This window comes from Peribacillus sp. AS_2, from assembly GCF_026891895.1.
Lineage (GTDB): Bacteria > Bacillota > Bacilli > Bacillales > DSM-1321 > Peribacillus > Peribacillus frigoritolerans.
Map to the genome: position 1 here is coordinate 415,979 of NZ_JAPTGA010000002.1, position 21,792 is coordinate 437,770.

Consider the following 21,792-nt stretch of genomic DNA (forward strand, 5'->3'; position numbering starts at 1 on the left):
GATTAAAAAATTAAAATAAAAAAAGAACCAAGGGGCACCTTGGCTCTTTTTTTTGGATTGACTTTGTTAGAGCGTGACAGGAAGAATGGATACAATCTTCTCTTTCACCTGCTCCGAAAGATCCTTATCAATCAAAATCTGGACTGTCCCCGAATCATTGCTCGTCCTGATCAAACGCCCTATTCCCTGGCGCAAGCGAAGGAGCATGTATGGAAGGTCCACTTCTTCAAATGCATCGGAAACCGAGTTGCGTTTAGCCTCGAAAACTGGATCGCGCGGCGGGAATGGCAGGGAGTGTATCACAACATTTTGTAATGAAGGCCCTGGAACATCAAGTCCTTCCCATAAATGATAGGAGAAAAGAACAGATTGCTCATCCTCTTGGAACTTCTTAACCAGCTCGCTGATTTCCGCTTCCCCTTCAAAATAAAATGGATAAGAAGACGCTGGGCAGTTTTCCTTGAACCAATGCAATTCTTCTTTTGATTGGAACAACACGAGTGTTCGACCTTGATTTTCCTCAATTGTCTTCATCGTAAATTGAAGTTTAGCCAATTGATCTCCATTTTCGAAGGTAGGCATGTTCATTTTCATGACTTCATCGTAATCAAACGGTGATTCAACGGAAAAGCTGTCATACTTTTCTATCCCTAAACTATCTGCAATGTACTGAAAGGATTTATTATCCGATAATGTTGCCGATGAAAAAATGTAAGGGATTTTTTTAGAGAATACCTGTTCAGACAAAATATCCTGTACGAGCCTTGGCATGATGACCAATGTTTTGGTCATTTCATTTTCTTCAAACCAGGAAACGGCCTGTTCATCCTTTACAAATAGAGAAAGGGAGTAGCCCAGCTGCTCTAAATATTCTTCCGTCACTTTTAAATCATAATCATTGATCGTGTACATTTCCGCTTCAAAAACTAGGTTCTCCTCTAACTCCTCAACCTTTTTGTGAAGCTTATGGGCAAAGCTTGTAATTTCTTTGGACATTGGGATTTCATAACGATTAGATCCGCTGACATGTATCGCTTTTTCATCCAACAATTCAAAAAATTCTTCATTGATATCAATTAAATCCTCAATGATGTATAAGGTTTCTTCACGAACCTGATTGGCTGTAAGCAATTCCAAAACCGAGGCAAGGGTTTGTTCCCCAACTTTATAAGTTAAAGCCTTTTGAGCAGCAAATTCCAATAAGTGACCTTCATCAAAGACAACGCAGCTATGATCTGGCAGCAATGGTAATTGTCCTTCACGCTTACGCTTTTCCTTGGTCCATACATGCTCCATGAAGAAGTCATGTGAACAAATGATCAAATCACTTGATTTTCGATAGTGGTCCCGTGATAGGGTTTGCCCGCATCGATGGCGTTTATCACAAGTGAAACAGTTTTGGAGTTGATCCCAGCCAACTTTAGACCAGTCTTCATCATTTAAATATGGGTACTGTTTACGGTCCCCATATGCAGTATAGGCGTTCATGGATGAGTTATCATGGACAAACTTGGGAAGTTCATCATATAGCTGATCTATTCCCTCTGAATCTTCATGATTCACTGCGTAATCCAACTTCTTTAGACATACATATTGATCGTGATATTTAGCAAGCCGAACATCCACTTCAATACCTAAAGCATTCTTGATTTTTTGGATGTCGCCTTCCTCTTTGACAAGCTGTTCAATCAACGTTTCATCTGCACACGAAATAATGGCCGGTTTATTCGTATATCTCGCATAACAAATCGCATATAGTAAATAGACCAATGTCTTACCGGTCCCTACCCCTGCTTCAGCAAAACTTACATTCTTTTCCTTAAAGGCTTTTTCTAATTGAAATGCCATGAAGATTTGTTCGTCACGCAGCTCAAATCCTTTTTCGGGAAGAATATCGTAAAAGACATCACCGATCCATTCTGAAAGCTTATCGTAAAAAGAATCTTCCTTTGTTACCGAAAAAGGCAGTGTTTTAAGCATCCTGGTCTCCCCTTCTATCTATCATCAGTATATAGAATCCGAATCATTATAATCTTAGGCAAAAGTATATTATCCTTTATTTCACATTAATAGTCAAGATATTTACCAACCATTAGAAAATGAAACGTGTTATGTATGTTTTTTCTATGTATGCTGCCTGGTTGACCCATTCGTAAAATAAAAGACAGGCTCCAAAAGAGAGCCTGTCTGTAAATAATATAGGGTTGAATTAAGCTTTGTTTACGTTTGATGCTTGTGGTCCACGTTGACCTTGTTCTACATCAAATGTAACGTCTTGGCCTTCTTCAAGAGTTTTGAAACCTTCGCCTTGGATAGCTGAGAAATGTACGAATACATCGTCTCCACCTTCACGTTCGATGAATCCAAAACCTTTTTCTGCGTTAAACCATTTTACTTTACCTTGTTCCATTTTTGTTGCCTCCTAGTGTGTTCTCCACACATTATATTACTATCCTTGTTCAAAAGAATATTAAGGTATTCCTTAAATCTGAACAAAAATAATTCATTATTAGAATAACAGAAAAGGAAATGATAAGCAAGACTGGAACCTATTATGAATAAATCGTCCTGACTAGCAAAATCCTCCGTTATATTCTACCTACTTATTCACCTTGAGGCTGTCTTGGCGGCCTTTTCCCCCAATATTGATAAAGGTCAGCACGGATGAAACCATTGAACAATTTCCTTTTTTTCGTTGCAGGCTTACCATAATGCTGTTCGAAGTCAGGGTTGGAGGTAATCATGTATACTGACCAAGTATCAAGCTTCTTGAAGGCTTGGCCCATTTCCCTATACATCTGCTCAACCGCTTTTTTCTCGCCAAGACGTTCTCCATAAGGCGGGTTCCCGACAATGACACCATACTCTTTCCTGGTTGAGATATCCCTCACCTGCATTTGTTTGAATTCAACCAGATCACCAAGACCGGCTTCAAAACTATTAGCTTTTGCTATATCGACCATTCGATGGTCAATATCACAACCGGTTATGTCCAAGTACTGATCATAATCGGCTAAATCTTCAGCCTCGATCCGTGCTTCATCCCAAACCTTGCTGTCCATCCATGACCAAGTTTCAGATACGAATTCCCTATTAAACCCAGGCGCTATGTTCTGACCAATTAAGGCCGCCTCGATGGGAATCGTTCCAGATCCACAAAATGGATCAATGAAAGGTTTATCCGCTTTCCAATTGGTCAGCATGATTAACGCAGCCGCCAATGTTTCTTTAAGAGGTGCCTCCCCCTGCCCGGTTCGATATCCCCGTTTATGCAGACCTGCACCTGAAGTGTCCATGGTAAGTGTCACAACATCTTTTAAAATAGATACTTCAATTTTAAACAAAGGACCAGTCTCGGCAAACCAAGACACTTGCTTGTATTTACTTTTCAATCTATCAACAATTGCCTTTTTGACAATTGCCTGGCAATCAGGGACACTGTATAGCTTTGACTTAACGGATTTTCCACTCACGGGGAACTCGACATCGGCCGATAAGTAATCTTCCCAATTCAACGCCTTTGTTTTTTCAAACAACTCATCAAATGAATATGCTTTAAATTCCGCGACTTTAATTTTCACCCTATCGGCAGTGCGCAGCCATAAATTAGAGCGGGCAATGGCGGATTGATCCCCTTTATACGTGATTTTACCATTTTCGACTTGACAATCGTAACCAAGATCCCGAACCTCCTTGGCAACAATTGATTCCAATCCCATTGCTGATGTTGCGATAATATCGAATTGTTTCATTATTTCTGCACCTTCTTTCCATTAATCCAAATCAATGGCACCTTTTCGCGAATTTCTTCATTTATGTATTTTAGAAGCAGGCATTGATTTTTTACATGTAAGCCTTATTTAAAAGGTCCACTACCATTTATCTTGTCGTTAGAATTCTTCATTGTTGGCCTAGCTTCTATCATGATCCATATAGCGGGAACGTCTATGGATTACCGTGAAATTAAAGCTTTACACTATTATCACTGCACCTTAAGACAATCGCTGCAATTATATGATTGAAATCAGCCAAACCAATTATGTATGGTTCCCATCCATTATCCGCCTTCAGCTAACAGAAGAATTAAGGAACCTTTATAAATAGGATACCCAGAATCAAGGAATGCTTAACATTCCAACACTATTTTTAACAACGTTTCCGAAGACTTCATTCAAGCCATTTTCTTTACGCTGGACACTTTTCGAATTGTATGAAAAACTTGCCAAGTTCTAAGTTTAACACAGCGGAGTTTCAAAAAACGAAAAATAAAAGGAAATGCCCAATCTTTTTATATTAGGGCAATCTACATAAACAAAAACTCTCCTTTTAAAAGGAGAGTTGTGCTTTTGGTGTAATATGATAACGTTTTGTAAGCCATGTTTTGTTCCTCAGTACTGCAAGCGACTCGCGTCTCGTACTTCGGCGGTAATCATCTATCTACAGAAGCATGTGCTTCTGTCCTTCTCCTCGTTCATTTCCAAGGAAGAAAGCGCCCCTACCATTAATTTGGGTTTCTCGCTCGTGGGGTTTACCTCGTTCCACCCTTTACATTTCTGTAAAGGCTACGTCACTGTGGCACTTTTATAGGTATTCATGCCATATCCAAAAGGACTTAGGCATTTTCCCAGCCGTCAGCAATCCAAGATTGCTGCCCAAGCTTATTTTTTCGCCAGGCACGAACACTACGGACATCGCAGTCCGTGCGAGCATGGACTTTCCTCTACTGCATAAATGCAGCAGCAATTACCCAAACGTTAACATAACATAATTGATTATACTCCATTATTCACAAAAACACAATACCACAATAATTTTTACTTTTACAATGCAAAACCTCAATCAAAAAGCTTGTTACCAAAAACGTGCTTTTCCAAGTTGGATAACCGTTTAAGGATGTCAAAGTTAGTGGTTCCCGGGGTAGCACTTGGAGCAGGTTGATTTGGACGCTTTGTACTCTCGTCGGCTTGTTTTTTCAATTTAAGATTTTCTTGTTTAAGATCTTCAATTTCCTGATGGAACACTTCATAATCTTTAATGATCAGATCCAGGAATTGATCCACATCTTCAGGTTTATACCCGCGCATGGCTGTTTTAAAATCTTTTTCAAGAATATCTTTAGCCGTTAATTTTATCTTATCGGATAGCATAAGACTTCACCTCAATACTTTCGCCAATACAATCGACTTTTTATTATTTTTTCAAATCTGCTTGGGTTTGTCAACGAAACACCTTTTTGTATCTTACTGTTTCAGTGAACGGTATGTATTCCCATTAAAACTGTATCTAAATTTCATAATAATATGATTATGCTTTAGAAACAACTTTTAATCCATAATTATTTTCTCTCATTCTTCGGACCAGCTCGCTTCTTCCGCAGCCGATTGCAAATCATCAAAGCTTATCTGAAAGATGGGGTATGGCTGTGTTTCAGCTTTTTTCATCGCTTCGAAATAAGGATATCGGGCTGATCCTTCTTTTTCGGCTTCGAAAATGATGATCATGGCATCGCTTTTATGGACCATATACCTATTTTTGATTTTAAGCTGTTCGGGCCCTTCATATGGTTTGTTGAAAATCGATTCAACAAAATCGGCACGGGCCAATATGGATCGGTAAAACTCTTGATTCGTTTCATTCCATGACTCTTCCTGTTTCAGGAAAGGAGTAAGCACACCTAATTTAAGCTGATGAAATTCTTCCTGTAATTCGAAAACCACTTCGGCAGCCCATAATTCCGTACCCAACTGACCTGAGATGATCACCCATTCCAGCCCATCTTCCACCAATGGCAGGAGACGCTGTTTCATCGCTTTCTTTATATATTTTACGGCTTCATGGTCATTTTTAAATATCCCGAATTCAAAAGCTTTGTAGCCGGTCATATACAAAACCTTCATTGCATAGTCAATCTCCCTTTTAACATGATTATATAAGAAAACAAGGGCTTGATAAGCCCTTATTTTTTAGTATCCGAAATGCTTAGGCGGACAGCATGGGTTTTGCGGCGGCATTCCACAAATCAAGTGTTGATTATAGCACTCGTTCACCACGGATTGAGTATGCGGGAAATAATGCTTAAACGTGTTCACATGTTTATTGACATTTGTAGTATGTGTTGGATGAACGACAGGAATCACTGTGTTCGATACATTCGTATTGACATATTGCTGTGTTGGAGAAACTTGCGCTGGGGCAACTTGAGATGGAGATGTTTGTGTTGGACCATATTGCGCTGGAGACACAGCCGATGGACTATAGGCTCCCATTACGTTAGAGTTTTTACCGGTTGACGCCCCCATTACGTTAGAGTTTTTACCGGTTGACGCCCCCATTACGTTATTGGGGTATTTACCGGTTGATGCGCCCATTACTCCAGGTGCGTTCCCGTATGCTCCCATTACATTGTTGGATGCGCCCATTACATTGGGTTTATTTCCTCCACAATTACGAAAATACATTTATAATACGTCCCCTTTCATCATGATAAGTTTAGTCTTACCATTACAGACTATGAAAAAAAGGGGATACGTGTACTGATGAAATGACCTAATTATACAGAATAAGTATAAAACGAAGTATGGCTGTCGATAAGTACACTATTATATGAATGCTATCTCTTCAAATATGGAGGGTGATTTTCTACAAAAAGGAATAGAGACTGTCTTTTAATGAAGTAAATAAAACAATCGTTAAACAAAGGACAACAAAAAATAGAAATAAAGTCGTTTTATACATTTCTCCGCTCCGCTTTCACCTTAATTTTATTTGATGTAAAGGTATGAAATGAACGCTTGGAATTTCACCCTCAACTCTTTCCATTTTACACACAATAGTTGAAGGCTACAATAATTGAATACATATTTTTTATTTTCATCCTTTTGCACTAAAAGACCATTCTCATTCCTTTATTTTATACAGAAATATCCTTTGAACCTTCTTTCTTTTCCAGCCGCCGAATCCTCTTTTCCAATTCCATTTGTTTTTTTTCCTGAGTGATCCCTTCTCTTACCATCTCTTGATGGGCGATTATTGAACATTTTAGAGCATGACCGACTTCCTTAAATTGATGTTCGTATAATTTTGCACATTCAATCTGCGCCTGTATCCTTATTTGCACATTCCCTTTTAAGGCAACTTCCTTCCAAATCTCCAAAGCTTCATTGAATTGTTTTAGCTTCTTTTTCTGGAAAGCCAAGGCATGACCAGCCATTATCCGATCTTCCTCACTTCCCGCTTCCAATATTTTTTGATATGTCTCAACTGACTCCTCTTTTTTTCCCAAATAATCGAGCCATCGTGCAATCTCCATGGACTCTTCCGTATATCCATCGATTTGGAGGATCTTTCGGGACAAATGAATATACAATGTGATCAGTGATAAGATATCCCATTCATTATGCTTCATGATCCCAAACAGAATTTCCGGATTCTTCCTCTCAACAAAATCAAAATAAATCATCGGCGCCAAATATCCAGGAATATCATCCTCTCTATGTACACCTAGAATATCTGTTTCGACCGCAGATAATTTCACTCGCTCCAATTTGTTTCTCCAAAGGCGCCTTGAAGCATGATACAAATCAAAATGTCCGAACTCCGGTAGTTTTGGTACATGTTCTTTTATCAAGGTATGTCTTGTTTTTAGCTGAGGCCAATCAAAGGATTTACCATTATATGTGACAAGTGTTTCGTAATTGATGTTTTCCAGAAAGCTTTGATAAAGCGGGATTTCACTTCCTGGCTGCGGAAGGATATGTTGCTTCACGACAACTTCTTCACCTTCTAAATACGCATAGCCAAGTAAAAAAATGGTATTGCCCGCTCCGCCTCCAAGCCCTGTCGTTTCCGTATCGAAGAAAAACAGATCTTCACTTTTAACGCCCTTGGCGGAGAGTGGATGCTCCAATGAAGCTTGATTCCACTCCTTTACGACCTTTTTCAGCTCGGAAAATGCATATAAGCCGTGTTTGTGATTTATAGGGTAGCGGACTTCCCTAATGAAACAATAGTCACCATCGAAATGAAAGGAAACGGTATCGTTCTCCAGCCACATTTCCAAGTAAGGAATTTCTTCATTCTCTTTCTGGTCAATTACTTCTATAGGAGAAGTATGTTCCTCTAGGTTCATATGGGTTTTCATACGGTTTAGTTTATTTTTTAAAGACATGAAATTACACCTCTTTTCACGGATCCCTGTAATCTATTAATGTTTTTGCTTACAAAATTGATCTAATAATTGTTTGGCATCACTCTTGGCTGTTTTCGTTGCGGATTCCGTTCCAATACAGGAAGGACAGCCGCTTTCACAAGTGCAATTCTCGATCATTGATATTGTTTCCATCAGGATGACTTCAGAGTTTTCATATACTTTATCACTTAATCCTATGCCACCCGGATAACTATCATAGATGAAAATGGTCGGTTTTTCATTATGCGCTGCCTTAACCTGCGGATACACATGGATATCATGCGGATCGCACATAACATATAGCGGAATCATGTAATTCAGTGCATGGGAGGCTCCTATCATTCCTTGTTCTATTCGATTTTCGTCCCAATTGAATATATCAGAATCCATGGAAAGCATGGCCGAACTCGTATGCAGCTCCATCTCCGGAAGACTGATTGGTCCTGAACCAATATTTTCATGAGTTTCGAATTTGATTTTCTTGAAGATCGTAGGCATTGCCCGTATTGCGACATCACCAAAAGCAGCTGCTGTGGAAGCGAAAGATCGCTGTTTATCGACTTCCAATACAGACAACTGGACAGCAAGGTTAGCATCCGTATAATAGTCCACATTGACTTCTCGTACATAAGCTTTCTTTTCATCCCAATCAAGTTCTTCCACCTGAAATTGAATTCCCTGGTGCAAATAAATGGCTTCATCGTGGAGAAGGGTCATTGCACTGAACGTATCCATTTCCCCGATGACCCGATTAACCGGTGCATTCGTTTGGTCGATGATCACGACATTTTCCTGTGCCGCTGAACGCAGGCTGATATTGCTTGCGGGAAAAGCATCATTCATCCAATGCCATTTGTCCCCATTCAAGTGTAAGACCCTTTCTTCTGTAAGGAATTCAAGAACGTCCATAATCTCTGTTTTCCCAAATGTATCGCCTTTTTTAAATGGCAGCTCATATGCTGCACATTTTACATGATCAACCAGGATCAAAAGATTATCCGGATTGATTCTTGCCGTTTCTGGATTTCTGGTAAAGAAATAATCGGGATGCTGTACGATATATTGATCAAGGGCACTGGAACTGCCAACCATGATGATCAATGCTTCACCATGTCTCCTTCCTGCCCGTCCCGCCTGTTGCCAGGCACTCGATATGGATCCAGGGTAACCAGTCATTATGCAAACCTGAAGCTGGCCGATATCGACACCCAACTCAAGTGCATTTGTGGATACCACTCCATAAATGGAACCATCCCTAAGGCCTTGTTCAATTTCCCTACGCTGTGTTGGCAGATATCCGCCGCGATAGCCCCTGATTGATTTTGGCCCCAATTGCTTTGATACAAGCTCCTGTAAATATGTCAATAGAATTTCCACACGAACCCTGCTACGCGCAAAAACGATGGTTTGAATTTTATTTTTCAAAAATTCATTTGCCAGCTTCCTTACTTCCAAAACCGCACTCCGGCGTATGTTCAGCGGTTTATTGACTATTGGGGGATTGTAAAACACAAAATGCTTTTTCCCACTCGGGGCTCCGTTATTATCGATAAGGACCATTTGTTTTTCCGTAAGCTCTTCTGCCAACTCTTTTGGGTTATTGATCGTAGCGGAAGTACAGATGAATACAGGGTCGCTTCCATAAAAGTTGCAAATCCTTTTTAACCTTCTAATGACGTTGGCTGTATGACTTCCGAAAACGCCGCGGTAAATATGAAGTTCATCGATGACCACATACTTCAAGTTTTCAAATAAAGAGACCCATTTCGTATGATGGGGCAGGATTCCTGAATGGAGCATATCAGGATTGGTGATCACGATATGTCCGGCCTGGCGGATTTTTTGCCTGATATTTGAAGGTGTGTCCCCATCGTATGTATAACTATTTATTTCAGCATCCATTTCATGAATCATTTCATTCAATTCGCTTTTTTGATCATAGCTCAGTGCTTTTGTCGGAAAAATATAAAGCGCCCTGGTTTTTTCATCTTCCAGTATTTTTTGAAGGACCGGCAAGTTATAACATAATGTTTTACCAGAAGCTGTAGGTGTTACCGCTACAAGGCTATTGCCGCTGACAGCAGTATCAAATGCAGTTGCCTGATGGGTATACAACCCATTAATCCCCCGTATTTCAAGAGCATGCTTGATCTTATCATTCATTGCTTCGGGAAAGGGAACATGTTTTGCCTCTTTTGCTTCAATGACTTGCCAATGTACTATATTTTCTTTAAAATCTTCATTTGTTTTTAGATCCTTTATGACTTCCAGTAAATTTTTTCGCAGTTTCATTTAACCACCTCATCCTTCTATTCTACCGAATGAACGTTCTATGCAAAAGGGAAACTATTTCCTATTCAAAAAAAAAAGCTGGAAACGTCAACATCTCGTTTCCAGCCCGGTCATTATTTTCACTTAATTCTTCTCGACAAAGCGAATGATTTCTTCAATTAGTCTGGCTGGAGCTTCCAACATTCCCATATGGCCGCTGCCCTTAAGTATTACTTCATTGATATGGCTCCCTTTTACAGAAAAGGTTTTTTCAACGGGAATCACCTTATCCTTTTCACCTGCAACCAAAAGGACAGGCAACTTCGTATCTTCGAGAACATGATTTCTGTCCATTCTGTTTCTCATGGCATGTAAAGACCCTATCGCACCAATTTCACTTGTTTTATATCCGATTTCCTTTGTATGTTCAATATTGGGATCTTCGGAATGAGCGAAAAGCTTCGGTATAAGTCCGTCAATGAAAGCAGGGATTCCCTCACTTTCGATTTTCTCGACTGATTTTAAGCGCCCCGCCTTTCCAGTCTCATCATCCGGGAAAGCGGTGGAATGTACCAATGAAAAACCAGACAATTTCCCAGGAAACCTTTCTGCGAATGCCAAGGTGATATATCCCCCAAGCGAATGACCAAACATATATACCTGTCCGATTTCAAGTTCTTCCAAAAATGACGCAATATCAGCTGCCATATCTTCAATCGAGAAAGACTCCCCTATTTCCTCACTTGCACCATGTCCCCGTAAATCAACGGCAATAACCCGGTATTCTTCCTTTAATCCAGCAATGATGTCGCTCCAATATTCATGGCTTCCGCAAAATCCATGGATAAACAACAATGTCTCCTTTCCTTTCCCGGTATCTATGTAGGAAAGCTTGCTATCTGTCATATTAATCCCTCATTTCCTTTATTAATCATTCAGTACCGTTATTCCCTATGGAGCTGAATCTGAAACCCAACAGTCCATTCACATTTCTTCATTCCTCACATAGCTTATAGGCAAAGGAATTTTTTAGAAAGGAGCACCGTGATGACCTCTTCTGAAAAAAATAATAACCGGAATCGAATGGAACCCTTTTCCCATTTCATTAACAAAATGGATCGGCTGTTTTCCGAAAGGCCACCTAAAGGCATGCTGAAATCCCTTGACGATTTCTTCGGCTCGGCGAAAGAACGCAGCTTTCCGGTTGATATTCATGAAACGCATTCAGAATATACCCTAACTGCCACCTTGCCCGGAATTCCACGCAGCCAAATATCAATTGATGTACTGGCCCATTCCGTAACCATATCTGCAAAGCATGGAGATAGAAAGGATAAAAATCAAGGATTGTTCCAAAAGGAAGTTTCAGCCGGTACTTTTTCAAGAACCATTTCCTTTCCAAAACCGATTGATGAAGCAAATGTGACCGCTCGACATCGCGATGGCATCCTCACGCTTCACCTACCCAAAATCAGGGGGAATCGGATTGAAATCCATTAGGCATGAATAAAAGCAGACTTAAAAAAGTGGCTGGTCACTTGTAAGTCTGCTTTTTCCTTTATTCACCATCTATGCTTTGAAGAAGCCCCCTACTCCTTTGACCATTGAAGATACTTGGGAAACTGTATTCATCATTTGTCCAGCTGTGTTCATCATCTTCGTTATATCCATGGAGCCATCTTGTGTTTTGAATTGATTCATGACCGATTTGAAACCCGATGGCTGGGGTTTTTGCATGAACTGCTGCTTTGGATATGGATTATGAGCCTGCTGCTGACTTTGCGGAGGTCTTTTAGCTGGCTGTAACGGATTTGCGAAAGGACTAAAAGCTTGCGGCTGAAGATTGGACTGGATTGGCTGCATTTGTGCCATTGGCTGCATAACACTGTTGCCCGGATAAGCTCCCACGGGCATCGCCTGCTGCGGGACTGGTTGAAATGGGTGATACGCTGCCTGCTGATAAGGATCATGATATGGCGTCATATAGCCCCCTGTATCCTGGTGATGATATGGATACATAAATGGTTGTTCAAGATTATGATTATTTGGCGGAGGATACGGCATTGGCTGTTGGTATCCTCCCCAATTTTCCGGCATTGATTGAGGAAACTGTCCTTGATTTGGGGAGATTTGGTTATAACCGGATCTCATCATGACAATAAGCCCTCCTCTTTTTCATTACATGGTTCTGATAATATATGAAAAAAGAAGGAATAAAGTGTAGGTGTTTTTATGATAATATCCGATCGATTTCCGTTTTCACATTATTAAGGATGAATTCGATCGACTGGACATGGCTTTTAAATCGCTTATAACTTGTTTTAGGAAAAAATGCCTGAACGGCCACATCAGAAAGGTTATGGGCGGTTTGTTCGATTTGCTCGGGGAAAAGATGCCTAAATTCGGTTTCTTTCATCCACTCCTTCATTCCGGTTTCCCATTCGATGCATACGGTCCTGACCTGATCTGCAAACGGCTTTACTTCCGAAAAGAAATCCTTTTCCTTTCCTTCCAGGCGTACACCCTCATAAATATCATCTGCCTGGTCCGTATATTTAATCAATTGTTCTGTTAACAGCTGCAGTTTTTCTTTTTGCACAATATATTCCTCCGTACATTTGTTTCCCTTAGTATAATCCAGTTCTCCATAAAATGAAATTCCTGCGGATTATACGTGCAATTCAGTGAAAACCTTGTGTTTTATAATTGTTTTTTCCGGAACAATGGAAAAGGAGTGGTTCACACCTTCAGCATTCACCCAATAATCCTCGGCTTTCTCAATGGCCTCCTGGGCTTCATTAACTAATGTATATTGTTCCGCCCATAGTTTACACCGCACTGTATTTACAGTTTCCCCATATGAAATTTCCAAACGATCCAGGCTGGTACTGATCTCAGCTATCATCCTTAATATCTCTTCTGTTGCGACACTTTTATTGACCATGCTGATCCCTCCCATTCTTTTCCTGTACTATTCGTTTTTTTATCTGAAAGCCCTTCATGACTGACAAAACTAGAAGCTAATCGGCAAAGAAAGTGCAATTCACTTAATTTATTATGCCCTTCGACAACAATGGCAGAATGAAGAATGGAGTTTTAAACAAGAATACAGACAGGAGGTGATTTTATGCAGTCGAATGAAAGCAGACAGCAGAAAAACGAAAAACGACAAAAGCCGCCCACTAAAGAGGCAGGAACGGGAAACCCGAAACTTAGTGGAGAAAACCGCCCCTCTACGTAAGTAATAATTACTGAACGATAAACAGGGAAGGCTTCATCGATGCCTTCCCTGTTTCCTATTATAAAATCCAATTTTTGATTATTGCTGCCGTATGCAGCTGCTTTTGTTTATGATCATACCATTCCGTCAAGTGCGGTTCTTCTTCCCATTTGGGTTCATTGAACCATTTTTTTTTAACCTTTTTTTTCATATCCCATTGCTCTGTCTCCCCTGCTTGATGATGAATCAATGGATATACTCCTCTCAGCATCGGGGTTTCATGGTATCTAGGCTTTTTTCGATATTGTTCATAATCATATCTGGCACCCGTTGGTTCAGTCCTGCAGGAAAATTCATAAAATAGTGGAAATAAATCTTCAGAAAATAAAAGTCCAGCCAACCTTTTCCCCAATTCAATCCTTTTATCGATATTTCTAAAATGCGCAACGGACCATCCATACAGTTCTCCATTGCAAGTAGGAAATAAAACGGTGCTAAAATGCATCCAATCCTGCAGGAAAAATAACAGAGAATGAAAAACGAAGGATTGCTTTTTAATAACCGGTTCTTCAATGATGTTTTGTTCATTTATGATAAGCGCAGTGACTAATTTTTCACGATTTCCATATTTCCAAAAGGAATGCCATTCGTTTTTCATGAATTTGGTAATAAAAAAATAATGACATAAGTGAAACAATGGACGTCCATATTTCGTCGAATAATGATAGAGAAGTAATTGCGGATATGCATCTTGGAATATTCTCCAGTTGGCTTCTTCATACGTTAGGAATAATTGATGCCTGTATTTAAGGCCAAGTAAATTGGAAAACCAAATCCCTTCAAGATCACACATATTCCAGCCTGCATTCCTGGAAACCATCCCGGCTAAAAAAGACCATTGTATTTCTGGATGGATTCTAAAAAATTGTTCATATGCTTTCGTTCTTGATATATTATCCCTATTCCCTTTTGCAGTTTGGGCTTTTATGGATCGGAGCAACTGCTTTTCCGTCTTTAACATTCGCATCTAGCCTTTCTATAGCGATGAATTGTGACATATAGTTGTACATAAATCCTATCGTTCTAAGAAACAATTCTTTTTATTCACATTTTGGATTCTTTTTTTGCTAATATAGATAAGTGAAAAAAAGGAGGGGTAAAAGTGGCATTTCATTATCCCAACGGACGAAGATTTGTACCGCAGGCTATGGAAGAAAAGAAAAGTCCACTAAAAAAAATCAGTTACAGCAACCGGGGAAAAACATTGGAAGACGATTTGAACGAAACCAATCAGTATTATTTAGCACACGGCATTGCCGTCATCCATAAAAAACCGACACCCATACAAATTGTCGATGTCCACTATCCGAAAAGAAGTGCTGCAGTCATTAAAGAAGCTTATTTCAAACAAGCATCGACCACCGATTATAATGGTGTTTATAAAGGAAAGTACATTGATTTTGAGGCAAAGGAAACGAAAAACAGCAGTTCGTTCCCGCTGAAGAATTTTCATGACCATCAAATTGAACATATGAAGCATATCGTTAAGCATGACGGAATTGCGTTTGTCATCATCCGGTTTTCCGCAATGGATGATATATATTTAATGAGTTCCGAACAACTGAGTTTTTATTGGAAGAGAATGAAAGAAGGCGGACGCAAATCTATAACTCTTCAAGAGGTTGAAAGCAGTTCACGAAAGATTACTCTTGGCTTTCAACCGAGAATTGACTATATTAAAGTAGTAGATTCGCTCATCTCAGAAAATTTTTAGTTTTTTAGAAAGGCAGGTTAGCTGTAATGGCTGAAAAATATAATACTAGAGAAGAACGCCGAAAGCAGGGGCAGACTCAAAAAAAGGGACAGAATAATAGTCCTAAAAAACCAACCAATATGCTTAAGCGGATTTTCCTTATACTTGTTACATTCGGAATAATAGGCCTGGTTGCCGGAGGAGCTGCAATGGCTTATTTTATAAGCGACGCTCCAGAACTTGACGACAAGCTTTTAAAAGATCCGGTCACATCCAAGATTCTCGATGAAAATGGTAAATTACTTGCTGAAATCGGAAAGGAAAACCGGGATTATGTAAATTATGAAGACATACCCGATCTTGTCGAAGAAGCTTTCCTGGCAACGGAAGATTCTCGCTTTTATGAGCATCACGGGGTCGATTTCTTACGCCTGGGCAGTGCAGTCATAGCCAACGTCAAAAACGGATTCGGCTCAGAGGGTGCAAGTACATTGACCCAGCAGGTCATCAAGCGTTCTTATTTAACGCCTGATAAGACCATTAAAAGGAAAGTCCAGGAAATGTGGCTATCCATACAGCTTGAAAGAAAATATACAAAAGAAGAAATTTTCGAAATGTATGTGAATAAGATTTTCTTTGCAAACCGTGCCAACGGGATCTTAACTGCATCGCAAACTTATTATGGAAAAGATCTTAACGAATTGAAGTTGAACGAAGCGGCCATGCTTGTAGGATTACCGCAAAGCCCAAGCAGGTATGACCCGTATAAATACCCAGAACGTGCGAAAGAACGCCGTGATATTGTCTTGCATTTAATGAACAAACATGGATATATCACGGAAACGGAAATGAAAAATGCACAAAGCATCGATATAACAGAAGGACTTCAAGAAATCGATAAGAGCCAAATCGATACGACCGCATACGATGCATTCATCGATTTGGTAATTGAGGAAGTCGGAGATATGGGTGACTATAACGTATTTACCGATGGTCTGGAAATCCAGACGACCATTGATAAAGATGCCCAAGAATATGTTTATAACATGTTGAACAGTGATGAAATCATCAATTATCCAAGTAAAGATCTCCAAGCCGGAGTCACATTACTCGATACAGAAACTGGTGAAATTAAAGCAGTGGGCGGCGGCAGGAATACGACGGTTAAACGCGGCTGGAATTATGCAACGGATGCCAAGCGATCACCTGGTTCGACCATTAAGCCGATTCTGGATTACGGTCCTGCCGTGGAATATTTAAATTGGTCCACCTACCACCAAATCAAGGATGAGGAATACACTTACAGTAATGGAACACCGCTTAAAAATGCTTCAGGACGACATTATGGTACTGTAACGACTCGGGAAGCATTGGCACGGTCATTAAATATCCCTGCCTTAAAAACGCTACAAGCAGTCGGATTGGACCGGGCACGTGATTTTGCCACTGACCTTGGCATTCCTTTTGACAAGGAGATTACCGAATCGGCAGCATTGGGCGGCGGTAAGGATGTTTCTACACTTGAACTTGCCGGTGCATACAGTTCATTCGGAAACAACGGTATCTATAATGAACCGCATAGTGTGAAAAAGATTGTTTTACGTGATAAAACAACCATCAAAAACAAGACGGAATCAAAGCCGGTCATGAAAGATTCAACAGCTTTCATCGTGACGGACATGTTGAAAAGCGTCATGAAAGAACCTTATGGAACAGGAAGGTTAGCAAATATACCTAGTCTCCCGGTAGCCGGTAAAACCGGGTCAACCAACTTCACGCCTGAACAGCGTGCAGCGAACAACATCCCATCTTCGGGTGTAAAAGATAGCTGGATGGCAGGTTACACTACCAATTATACAGTCGCGGTTTGGGCTGGTTATGATAATGCATCTGGTGAGCAAATGGAATATCTGGGTGAATCATCTCAAAGGATCCCTAAATTCATCTTTAAGAATTTAATGGAACATATGGCCCAATCAAAAGAAACGAAAGACTTTGATCAACCTGACAGTGTTGTGAAGGTTGGAGTCATCAAAGGTTCGAATCCAGCTGTTAAAGCCAATGAATATACACCAAGCAGTAAAATCACTTATGAATATTATGTTAAAGGTCACGAGCCTACACAAGTGACGACAGAATATGAAAAAATCGACGTTCCTGGCATTAACGCTTCTTACAACCAGGAAAGCAATGAAATCAATCTATCATGGTCATATCCTAAAGGTAATGGGAATACCCAATTCGAGGTTAAGATGTCCGTTGACGGCGGCGCACAGAGCGTATTGAAAAAATCGAAGGATACTAGTTTAACGATCCCTAATCCAACCCCTGGAAGTAAATATACTTTCTCAGTGGTAGCTCTAGTGGATAACCAACAAAGTGATCCTGCGAGTACATCTGTCAAAATACCTGCTGAAGCGGTAGTCCCTGAGGATACTGAGGACGAGAAGATTGAAGATCCTGCCGAAGGTGAAAATCCGGAACAAGAAACTCCTGCTGAAGGCGAAGAGGATAAACAAGACGAAGACAAAAATAACAATGGCGAAAACGGCAATAAAGATAATAACGACAATAATGGCGATAACGGTAATAATGGCAATAACGACAATAATGGCAATGGCAACAATGGTAATAATGGTAATGGTAATGGTAATGGCAACAACACGGATGACGGAAATGGCAATAATGGAGAGGATGTCGAGGGCGGGGATGATACCACTGACCCTGGAACGGTAGAAGAAGAAAAACCAGTCGAGACCCCTGATCCCGATCCTAATCCGGACCCAGATCCAAACCAAGATACCGAATAAATATATATGAAGTTTGACCTAAAAAAACGTCTAAGCTTTTGGCTTAGACGTTTTTTTGGCTGTTCTTATTTTTGATCATGAACTTTACATATTGTTTTTCAAATTCTCGGAACAACTCACTGAGCTGTCTATAAGAATGAAAAAAAGCGGGTCTGGCAAGGATGAAAGAAAGCCTTTCATCCATGTTCACCGGAATATTGTTAAAGGATTGTATTTGGCACCGGATATCATTCAATGCCACTGGCTGCCCATGCATCCAGAAGACTGCGGTTAAAAATAAACCGATCCCCTGCTTCATGAGTCCCAAGGTCTGTCCCGCTTTTCGCTCAGAATATAGCAATCTGCATTCCGAATCAATTCCCTTCCAACTCTCCAGCAGTTCCTTTACATGCATTGCCCCCTTCGTCCAGGGGGCATAGGCTTCTACATTATTATAATAAAGTAACTCATACGGGAAAGCCTCGAATGGAATCGTTTCACTCCAAACTGCATATCGTTCTTTTTCCAAGATGGTTTCCTTTTCAGGAAAAAACAAATGATGGGCCAATTCTTCAGGGACTTTTAATGATATGGACTGCGTCAATTGGCTTCTTTCCTTTTCATTCTTTTTTTTCCTTCACGGCATAAATCGAGAAGCGGGCAGGTTTCACATCTTGGTGACTGGGCCTTGCAATGATAGCGTCCAAAGAATATCAGGCGGTGATGCGTAACGGACCACTCATCCTTTGGTATCTTAGCCATCAGCGTTTTTTCAACGTCGAGGACACTATCCTTCCAACGGCATAATCCCAGGCGCTTGGAAACACGCTCTACATGGGTATCCACAGCGATCGCCGGCACATCAAAAGCAACGGAAACGACTACATTCGCCGTCTTTCTGCCAACGCCAGGCAATTTAACAAGCTCATCACGATCTCTCGGAACTTCCTTACCGTATTCTTCGATCAGCATGCGCGACAGCTTTTGTATATTCTTAGCCTTGTTACGAAACAAACCGATTGAGCGAATGTCATTTTCCAACTCTTCAATCGGAACGCTTATGTAATCCTCAGGCGTTTTATATTTCTGAAATAAATCCTTCGTCACTTTATTGACTAATACATCCGTACACTGAGCTGACAGGGCAACAGCAACCACCAATTCAAATGGATTGGAGTGATTCAGCTCACAATGGGCATCCGGAAACATTTCACCCATCGTATCCAGACAATATCGAATTTGAGCTTTATTCAACATATCGGTTCTCCTTCAATTTACATTACTGCTCGAGCCAGTTATAGAAAGGCACATCTTTCAATGGTTGTGCAGTTTCCGTCTTTCGGTCCCTCTTTTGATGAACTCTAAATTTTTGTCCTTGCTCCCTTGCCTGTTCCAAGGTTTTAATTCCATTCTTTTTCCACTCGAATAAAATTCGATCAATGTATCGGAAATTCAATTTTCCGGAAATGACAGACTCCCTCAGAGCTGACTTAATGATTTCAGGTTGATGGTCATCCTCCATCCACATTGCCAATGTCTCACATTCAAAGGGAGATAAAGGGCGGCCGAACTCCTGTTCAAAAATCGTATAAAGGCTCTCCCCCGCTTTTTGGATTTCTGCAGACTCTGCCTGTTTCAAAGTTTTCAAGAAACAGTCCATCATTTTTTCATACAGTGGAGACAACGAATATTTTTCCTGTCCGATTTCTTGGCTCCCCTCAACCACCATTTCAACAAATCCCCTTTGGACCAAACGCTGAATCATGAATAGGCATTCCGTTTCCTGCAATGTCATTCGGTCAGAAAGTTGGGAGGGTGCAGGGAAATGATTACCTTTATCGATGAAGCTTTGCAATTGTAATAATAGGACCATTTCTTGTTCATTCAGTCCCATTGCACTATAGTTAGTCAACAAAAAGGATGGAATCGTTATCGTTCCTTCCTTAAACCACGCATATAAATGTTCTTTATTCATGTTTTTGGACACCTCTGGTTTAGTATAACATGAATACGGCTCATCGAATAAGTTTATAATTTTAACAAAAAACGGTTATCTGCCAATTGGCAAGATAACCGCTTCATAACGTAATCAAGGATATAATCGATTTAATAGACGTGGGAACGGGATGGTTTCACGGACATGCTCGACTCCACTTATCCATGCTACGGTGCGTTCCAATCCCAAACCGAAGCCTGAATGCGGCACAGAGCCATATTTTCTTAATTCCATATACCATTTGTAAGCATCTTCGCTCAAGCCATGCTCATTGATTCTCTGTTCAAGCAATCCCTGATCATGAATCCGTTCTGAACCGCCAATTATTTCTCCATATCCTTCCGGAGCGATCAAATCGGCACAAAGAACGACTTCTTCCCTGTCAGGATCTGGCTGCATATAGAAAGGCTTGATTTTGGTTGGGTAATGAGTTATGAAAACGGGCTTATCATAACTTTCAGCTATCGCAGTTTCATGCGGAGCTCCAAAATCATCCCCCCATTGAATATCATCAAATCCTTGTTCATGAAGGAACTTAATGGCTTCATCATATGTAATGCGCGGGAAAGGAGCTTGGATTTGTTCAAGCTTCGATGTATCACGGCCCAGTGTATTCAACTCAAGCTCACAGTTTTTCAATACGGATTGGATGATGGAAGAAACGAATTTCTCCTGTACCTCCAGGTTTTCTTTAAATTCGATGAAAGCCATTTCAGGTTCAATCATCCAGAACTCGATTAAGTGTCGTCTTGTTTTGGATTTTTCTGCCCTGAAGGTTGGGCCAAAGGAAAATACCTTCCCAAGTGCCATGGCAGCCGCTTCCATATAGAGTTGACCACTTTGTGAAAGGTATGCATCCTCATCAAAGTATTTAGTCGCGAACAATTCACTTGTTCCCTCTGGTGCGCTTCCCGTTAAAATTGGGGGATCCACTTTAACGAAGCCTTCTTCATTAAAGAATTCATATGTAGCACGGATTATTTCGTTCCGGATTTTCATGACTGCATGCTGCCGTTTTGAACGCAGCCACAAATGGCGGTTATCCATTAAAAATTCAGGACCATGCGCTTTAGGTGTAATGGGATAATCCAATGATTCATGAATAATTTCAATATCTTTCACCTGTAATTCAAAACCGAACGGCGAGCGTTCATCCTTTTGAATGACACCAGTTACATACAAGGATGATTCTTGCGAAACCGATTTCGCACGAGCGAAAATCTCTTCTCCCACTTCAGCTTTCACGACCACCCCTTGAATAAAACCAGAGCCATCACGTATTTGAAGGAAAGCAATTTTCCCACTGGAACGTTTGCTGGCAAGCCAGCCTCCAATGGTTACTTCTTGATCGACGAATTTGCTAGCATCTTTTATTGTAATTTTCACGGAATTTACCTCCAAAAATAACTTAACTTACTAATGAATTTACTCTACTTATTATACCCATAGCCCTGCTTACAAGCAAATAAATCAATTGAAGCGGAGGTTCCATGCCTTTTATATCATTCTTATTATGTTTTTGTCACGTATTCGCCAAATTGTTGCATGGTAAATTACTTTTCACTAATGCCCTTG

The 21,792-nt window shown here is 40.4% G+C and carries 20 protein-coding genes and 1 other RNA gene; 3 read left to right on the top strand and 18 right to left on the bottom strand.

Annotated features, from left to right (window positions below):
* Window positions 1-66: 66 nt before the first annotated feature.
* The 10 genes from OTG27_RS04790 to OTG27_RS04835 form a co-directional block, all read right to left on the bottom strand.
* Window positions 67-1,980, bottom strand: a complete 1,914-nt coding sequence (locus OTG27_RS04790; RefSeq protein ID WP_268936372.1) for an ATP-dependent DNA helicase — start codon at window positions 1,978-1,980, stop codon at window positions 67-69.
* 229 nt (window positions 1,981-2,209) lie between these two features.
* Window positions 2,210-2,410, bottom strand: a complete 201-nt coding sequence (locus OTG27_RS04795) for a cold-shock protein (protein WP_034307871.1) — start codon at window positions 2,408-2,410, stop codon at window positions 2,210-2,212.
* A 193-nt stretch (window positions 2,411-2,603) separates the two neighbouring features.
* On the bottom strand, window positions 2,604-3,752 hold the full coding sequence (locus OTG27_RS04800; RefSeq protein WP_063575774.1) for a THUMP domain-containing class I SAM-dependent RNA methyltransferase: 1,149 nt from the start codon (window positions 3,750-3,752) through the stop codon (window positions 2,604-2,606).
* A 613-nt stretch (window positions 3,753-4,365) separates the two neighbouring features.
* An RNA gene (rnpB, locus tag OTG27_RS04805) (RNase P RNA component class B) lies at window positions 4,366-4,755 on the bottom strand.
* Window positions 4,756-4,835: 80 nt separating this feature from the next.
* Window positions 4,836-5,147, bottom strand: coding sequence for a cell division regulator GpsB (gene gpsB / locus OTG27_RS04810; protein WP_034307876.1), 312 nt, complete (start codon window positions 5,145-5,147; stop codon window positions 4,836-4,838).
* A gap of 198 nt (window positions 5,148-5,345) precedes the next feature.
* Window positions 5,346-5,897, bottom strand: coding sequence for an SLOG family protein (locus OTG27_RS04815; protein ID WP_268936373.1), 552 nt, complete (start codon window positions 5,895-5,897; stop codon window positions 5,346-5,348).
* 66 nt (window positions 5,898-5,963) lie between these two features.
* Window positions 5,964-6,458, bottom strand: coding sequence for a CotD family spore coat protein (locus OTG27_RS04820; RefSeq protein WP_268936374.1), 495 nt, complete (start codon window positions 6,456-6,458; stop codon window positions 5,964-5,966).
* Between the two features lie 452 nt (window positions 6,459-6,910).
* Window positions 6,911-8,167 (bottom strand): ribonuclease H-like domain-containing protein, encoded by a 1,257-nt coding sequence (locus OTG27_RS04825; RefSeq protein WP_268936375.1) that lies wholly within the window; start codon window positions 8,165-8,167, stop codon window positions 6,911-6,913.
* Window positions 8,168-8,203: 36 nt separating this feature from the next.
* Window positions 8,204-10,480 carry a DEAD/DEAH box helicase gene (locus OTG27_RS04830; RefSeq protein ID WP_268936376.1) on the bottom strand — a complete coding sequence of 759 codons (2,277 nt, stop codon included), beginning with the start codon at window positions 10,478-10,480 and terminating at the stop codon, window positions 8,204-8,206.
* Between the two features lie 123 nt (window positions 10,481-10,603).
* Window positions 10,604-11,365, bottom strand: a complete 762-nt coding sequence (locus OTG27_RS04835) for an alpha/beta fold hydrolase (RefSeq protein ID WP_268936377.1) — start codon at window positions 11,363-11,365, stop codon at window positions 10,604-10,606.
* Window positions 11,366-11,506: 141 nt separating this feature from the next.
* On the opposite strand from OTG27_RS04835, the gene OTG27_RS04840 reads away from it, so the two are divergent.
* On the top strand, window positions 11,507-11,959 hold the full coding sequence (locus OTG27_RS04840; RefSeq protein ID WP_057277819.1) for an Hsp20/alpha crystallin family protein: 453 nt from the start codon (window positions 11,507-11,509) through the stop codon (window positions 11,957-11,959).
* Window positions 11,960-12,028: 69 nt separating this feature from the next.
* On the opposite strand, the gene OTG27_RS04845 is transcribed toward OTG27_RS04840, so the two are convergent.
* The 4 genes from OTG27_RS04845 to OTG27_RS04860 form a co-directional block, all read right to left on the bottom strand.
* Entirely contained in the window at window positions 12,029-12,613 is a 585-nt protein-coding gene (locus OTG27_RS04845) for a YppG family protein (protein ID WP_223255925.1), read from the bottom strand.
* A 76-nt stretch (window positions 12,614-12,689) separates the two neighbouring features.
* The gene (locus OTG27_RS04850; protein WP_054400300.1) at window positions 12,690-13,058 is read right to left on the bottom strand and encodes a YppE family protein; all 369 of its coding nucleotides are present in this window, start codon (window positions 13,056-13,058) and stop codon (window positions 12,690-12,692) included.
* A 69-nt stretch (window positions 13,059-13,127) separates the two neighbouring features.
* Window positions 13,128-13,403 carry a hypothetical protein gene (locus OTG27_RS04855; protein ID WP_048688368.1) on the bottom strand — a complete coding sequence of 92 codons (276 nt, stop codon included), beginning with the start codon at window positions 13,401-13,403 and terminating at the stop codon, window positions 13,128-13,130.
* A 355-nt stretch (window positions 13,404-13,758) separates the two neighbouring features.
* On the bottom strand, window positions 13,759-14,700 hold the full coding sequence (locus OTG27_RS04860) for a DUF2515 family protein (RefSeq protein WP_268936378.1): 942 nt from the start codon (window positions 14,698-14,700) through the stop codon (window positions 13,759-13,761).
* Window positions 14,701-14,841: 141 nt separating this feature from the next.
* Between OTG27_RS04860 and recU the strand changes: the two genes are divergently transcribed.
* Both recU and OTG27_RS04870 read left to right on the top strand, forming a co-directional pair.
* Window positions 14,842-15,453 (top strand): Holliday junction resolvase RecU, encoded by a 612-nt coding sequence (gene recU, locus OTG27_RS04865; protein WP_268936379.1) that lies wholly within the window; start codon window positions 14,842-14,844, stop codon window positions 15,451-15,453.
* A gap of 26 nt (window positions 15,454-15,479) precedes the next feature.
* Entirely contained in the window at window positions 15,480-18,242 is a 2,763-nt protein-coding gene (locus OTG27_RS04870) for a PBP1A family penicillin-binding protein (protein WP_268936380.1), read from the top strand.
* 43 nt (window positions 18,243-18,285) lie between these two features.
* Here OTG27_RS04870 and OTG27_RS04875 read toward each other — a convergent pair whose 3' ends face one another.
* The 4 genes from OTG27_RS04875 to asnS all read right to left on the bottom strand — a co-directional run bounded on the left by OTG27_RS04875 (window position 18,286) and on the right by asnS (window position 21,603).
* Window positions 18,286-18,825, bottom strand: coding sequence for a YpoC family protein (locus OTG27_RS04875; RefSeq protein ID WP_052137280.1), 540 nt, complete (start codon window positions 18,823-18,825; stop codon window positions 18,286-18,288).
* A complete protein-coding gene (gene nth, locus OTG27_RS04880) occupies window positions 18,822-19,478 on the bottom strand; it encodes an endonuclease III (RefSeq protein ID WP_057277814.1) in 657 nt (218 codons plus the stop codon). Before nth ends, OTG27_RS04875 begins: the two co-directional genes overlap by 4 nt.
* Window positions 19,479-19,500: 22 nt before the next feature.
* Window positions 19,501-20,196, bottom strand: coding sequence for a DnaD domain-containing protein (locus tag OTG27_RS04885; protein ID WP_053535560.1), 696 nt, complete (start codon window positions 20,194-20,196; stop codon window positions 19,501-19,503).
* A gap of 114 nt (window positions 20,197-20,310) precedes the next feature.
* Window positions 20,311-21,603, bottom strand: coding sequence for an asparagine--tRNA ligase (gene asnS, locus OTG27_RS04890; protein WP_034307905.1), 1,293 nt, complete (start codon window positions 21,601-21,603; stop codon window positions 20,311-20,313).
* Window positions 21,604-21,792 lie beyond the last annotated feature (189 nt).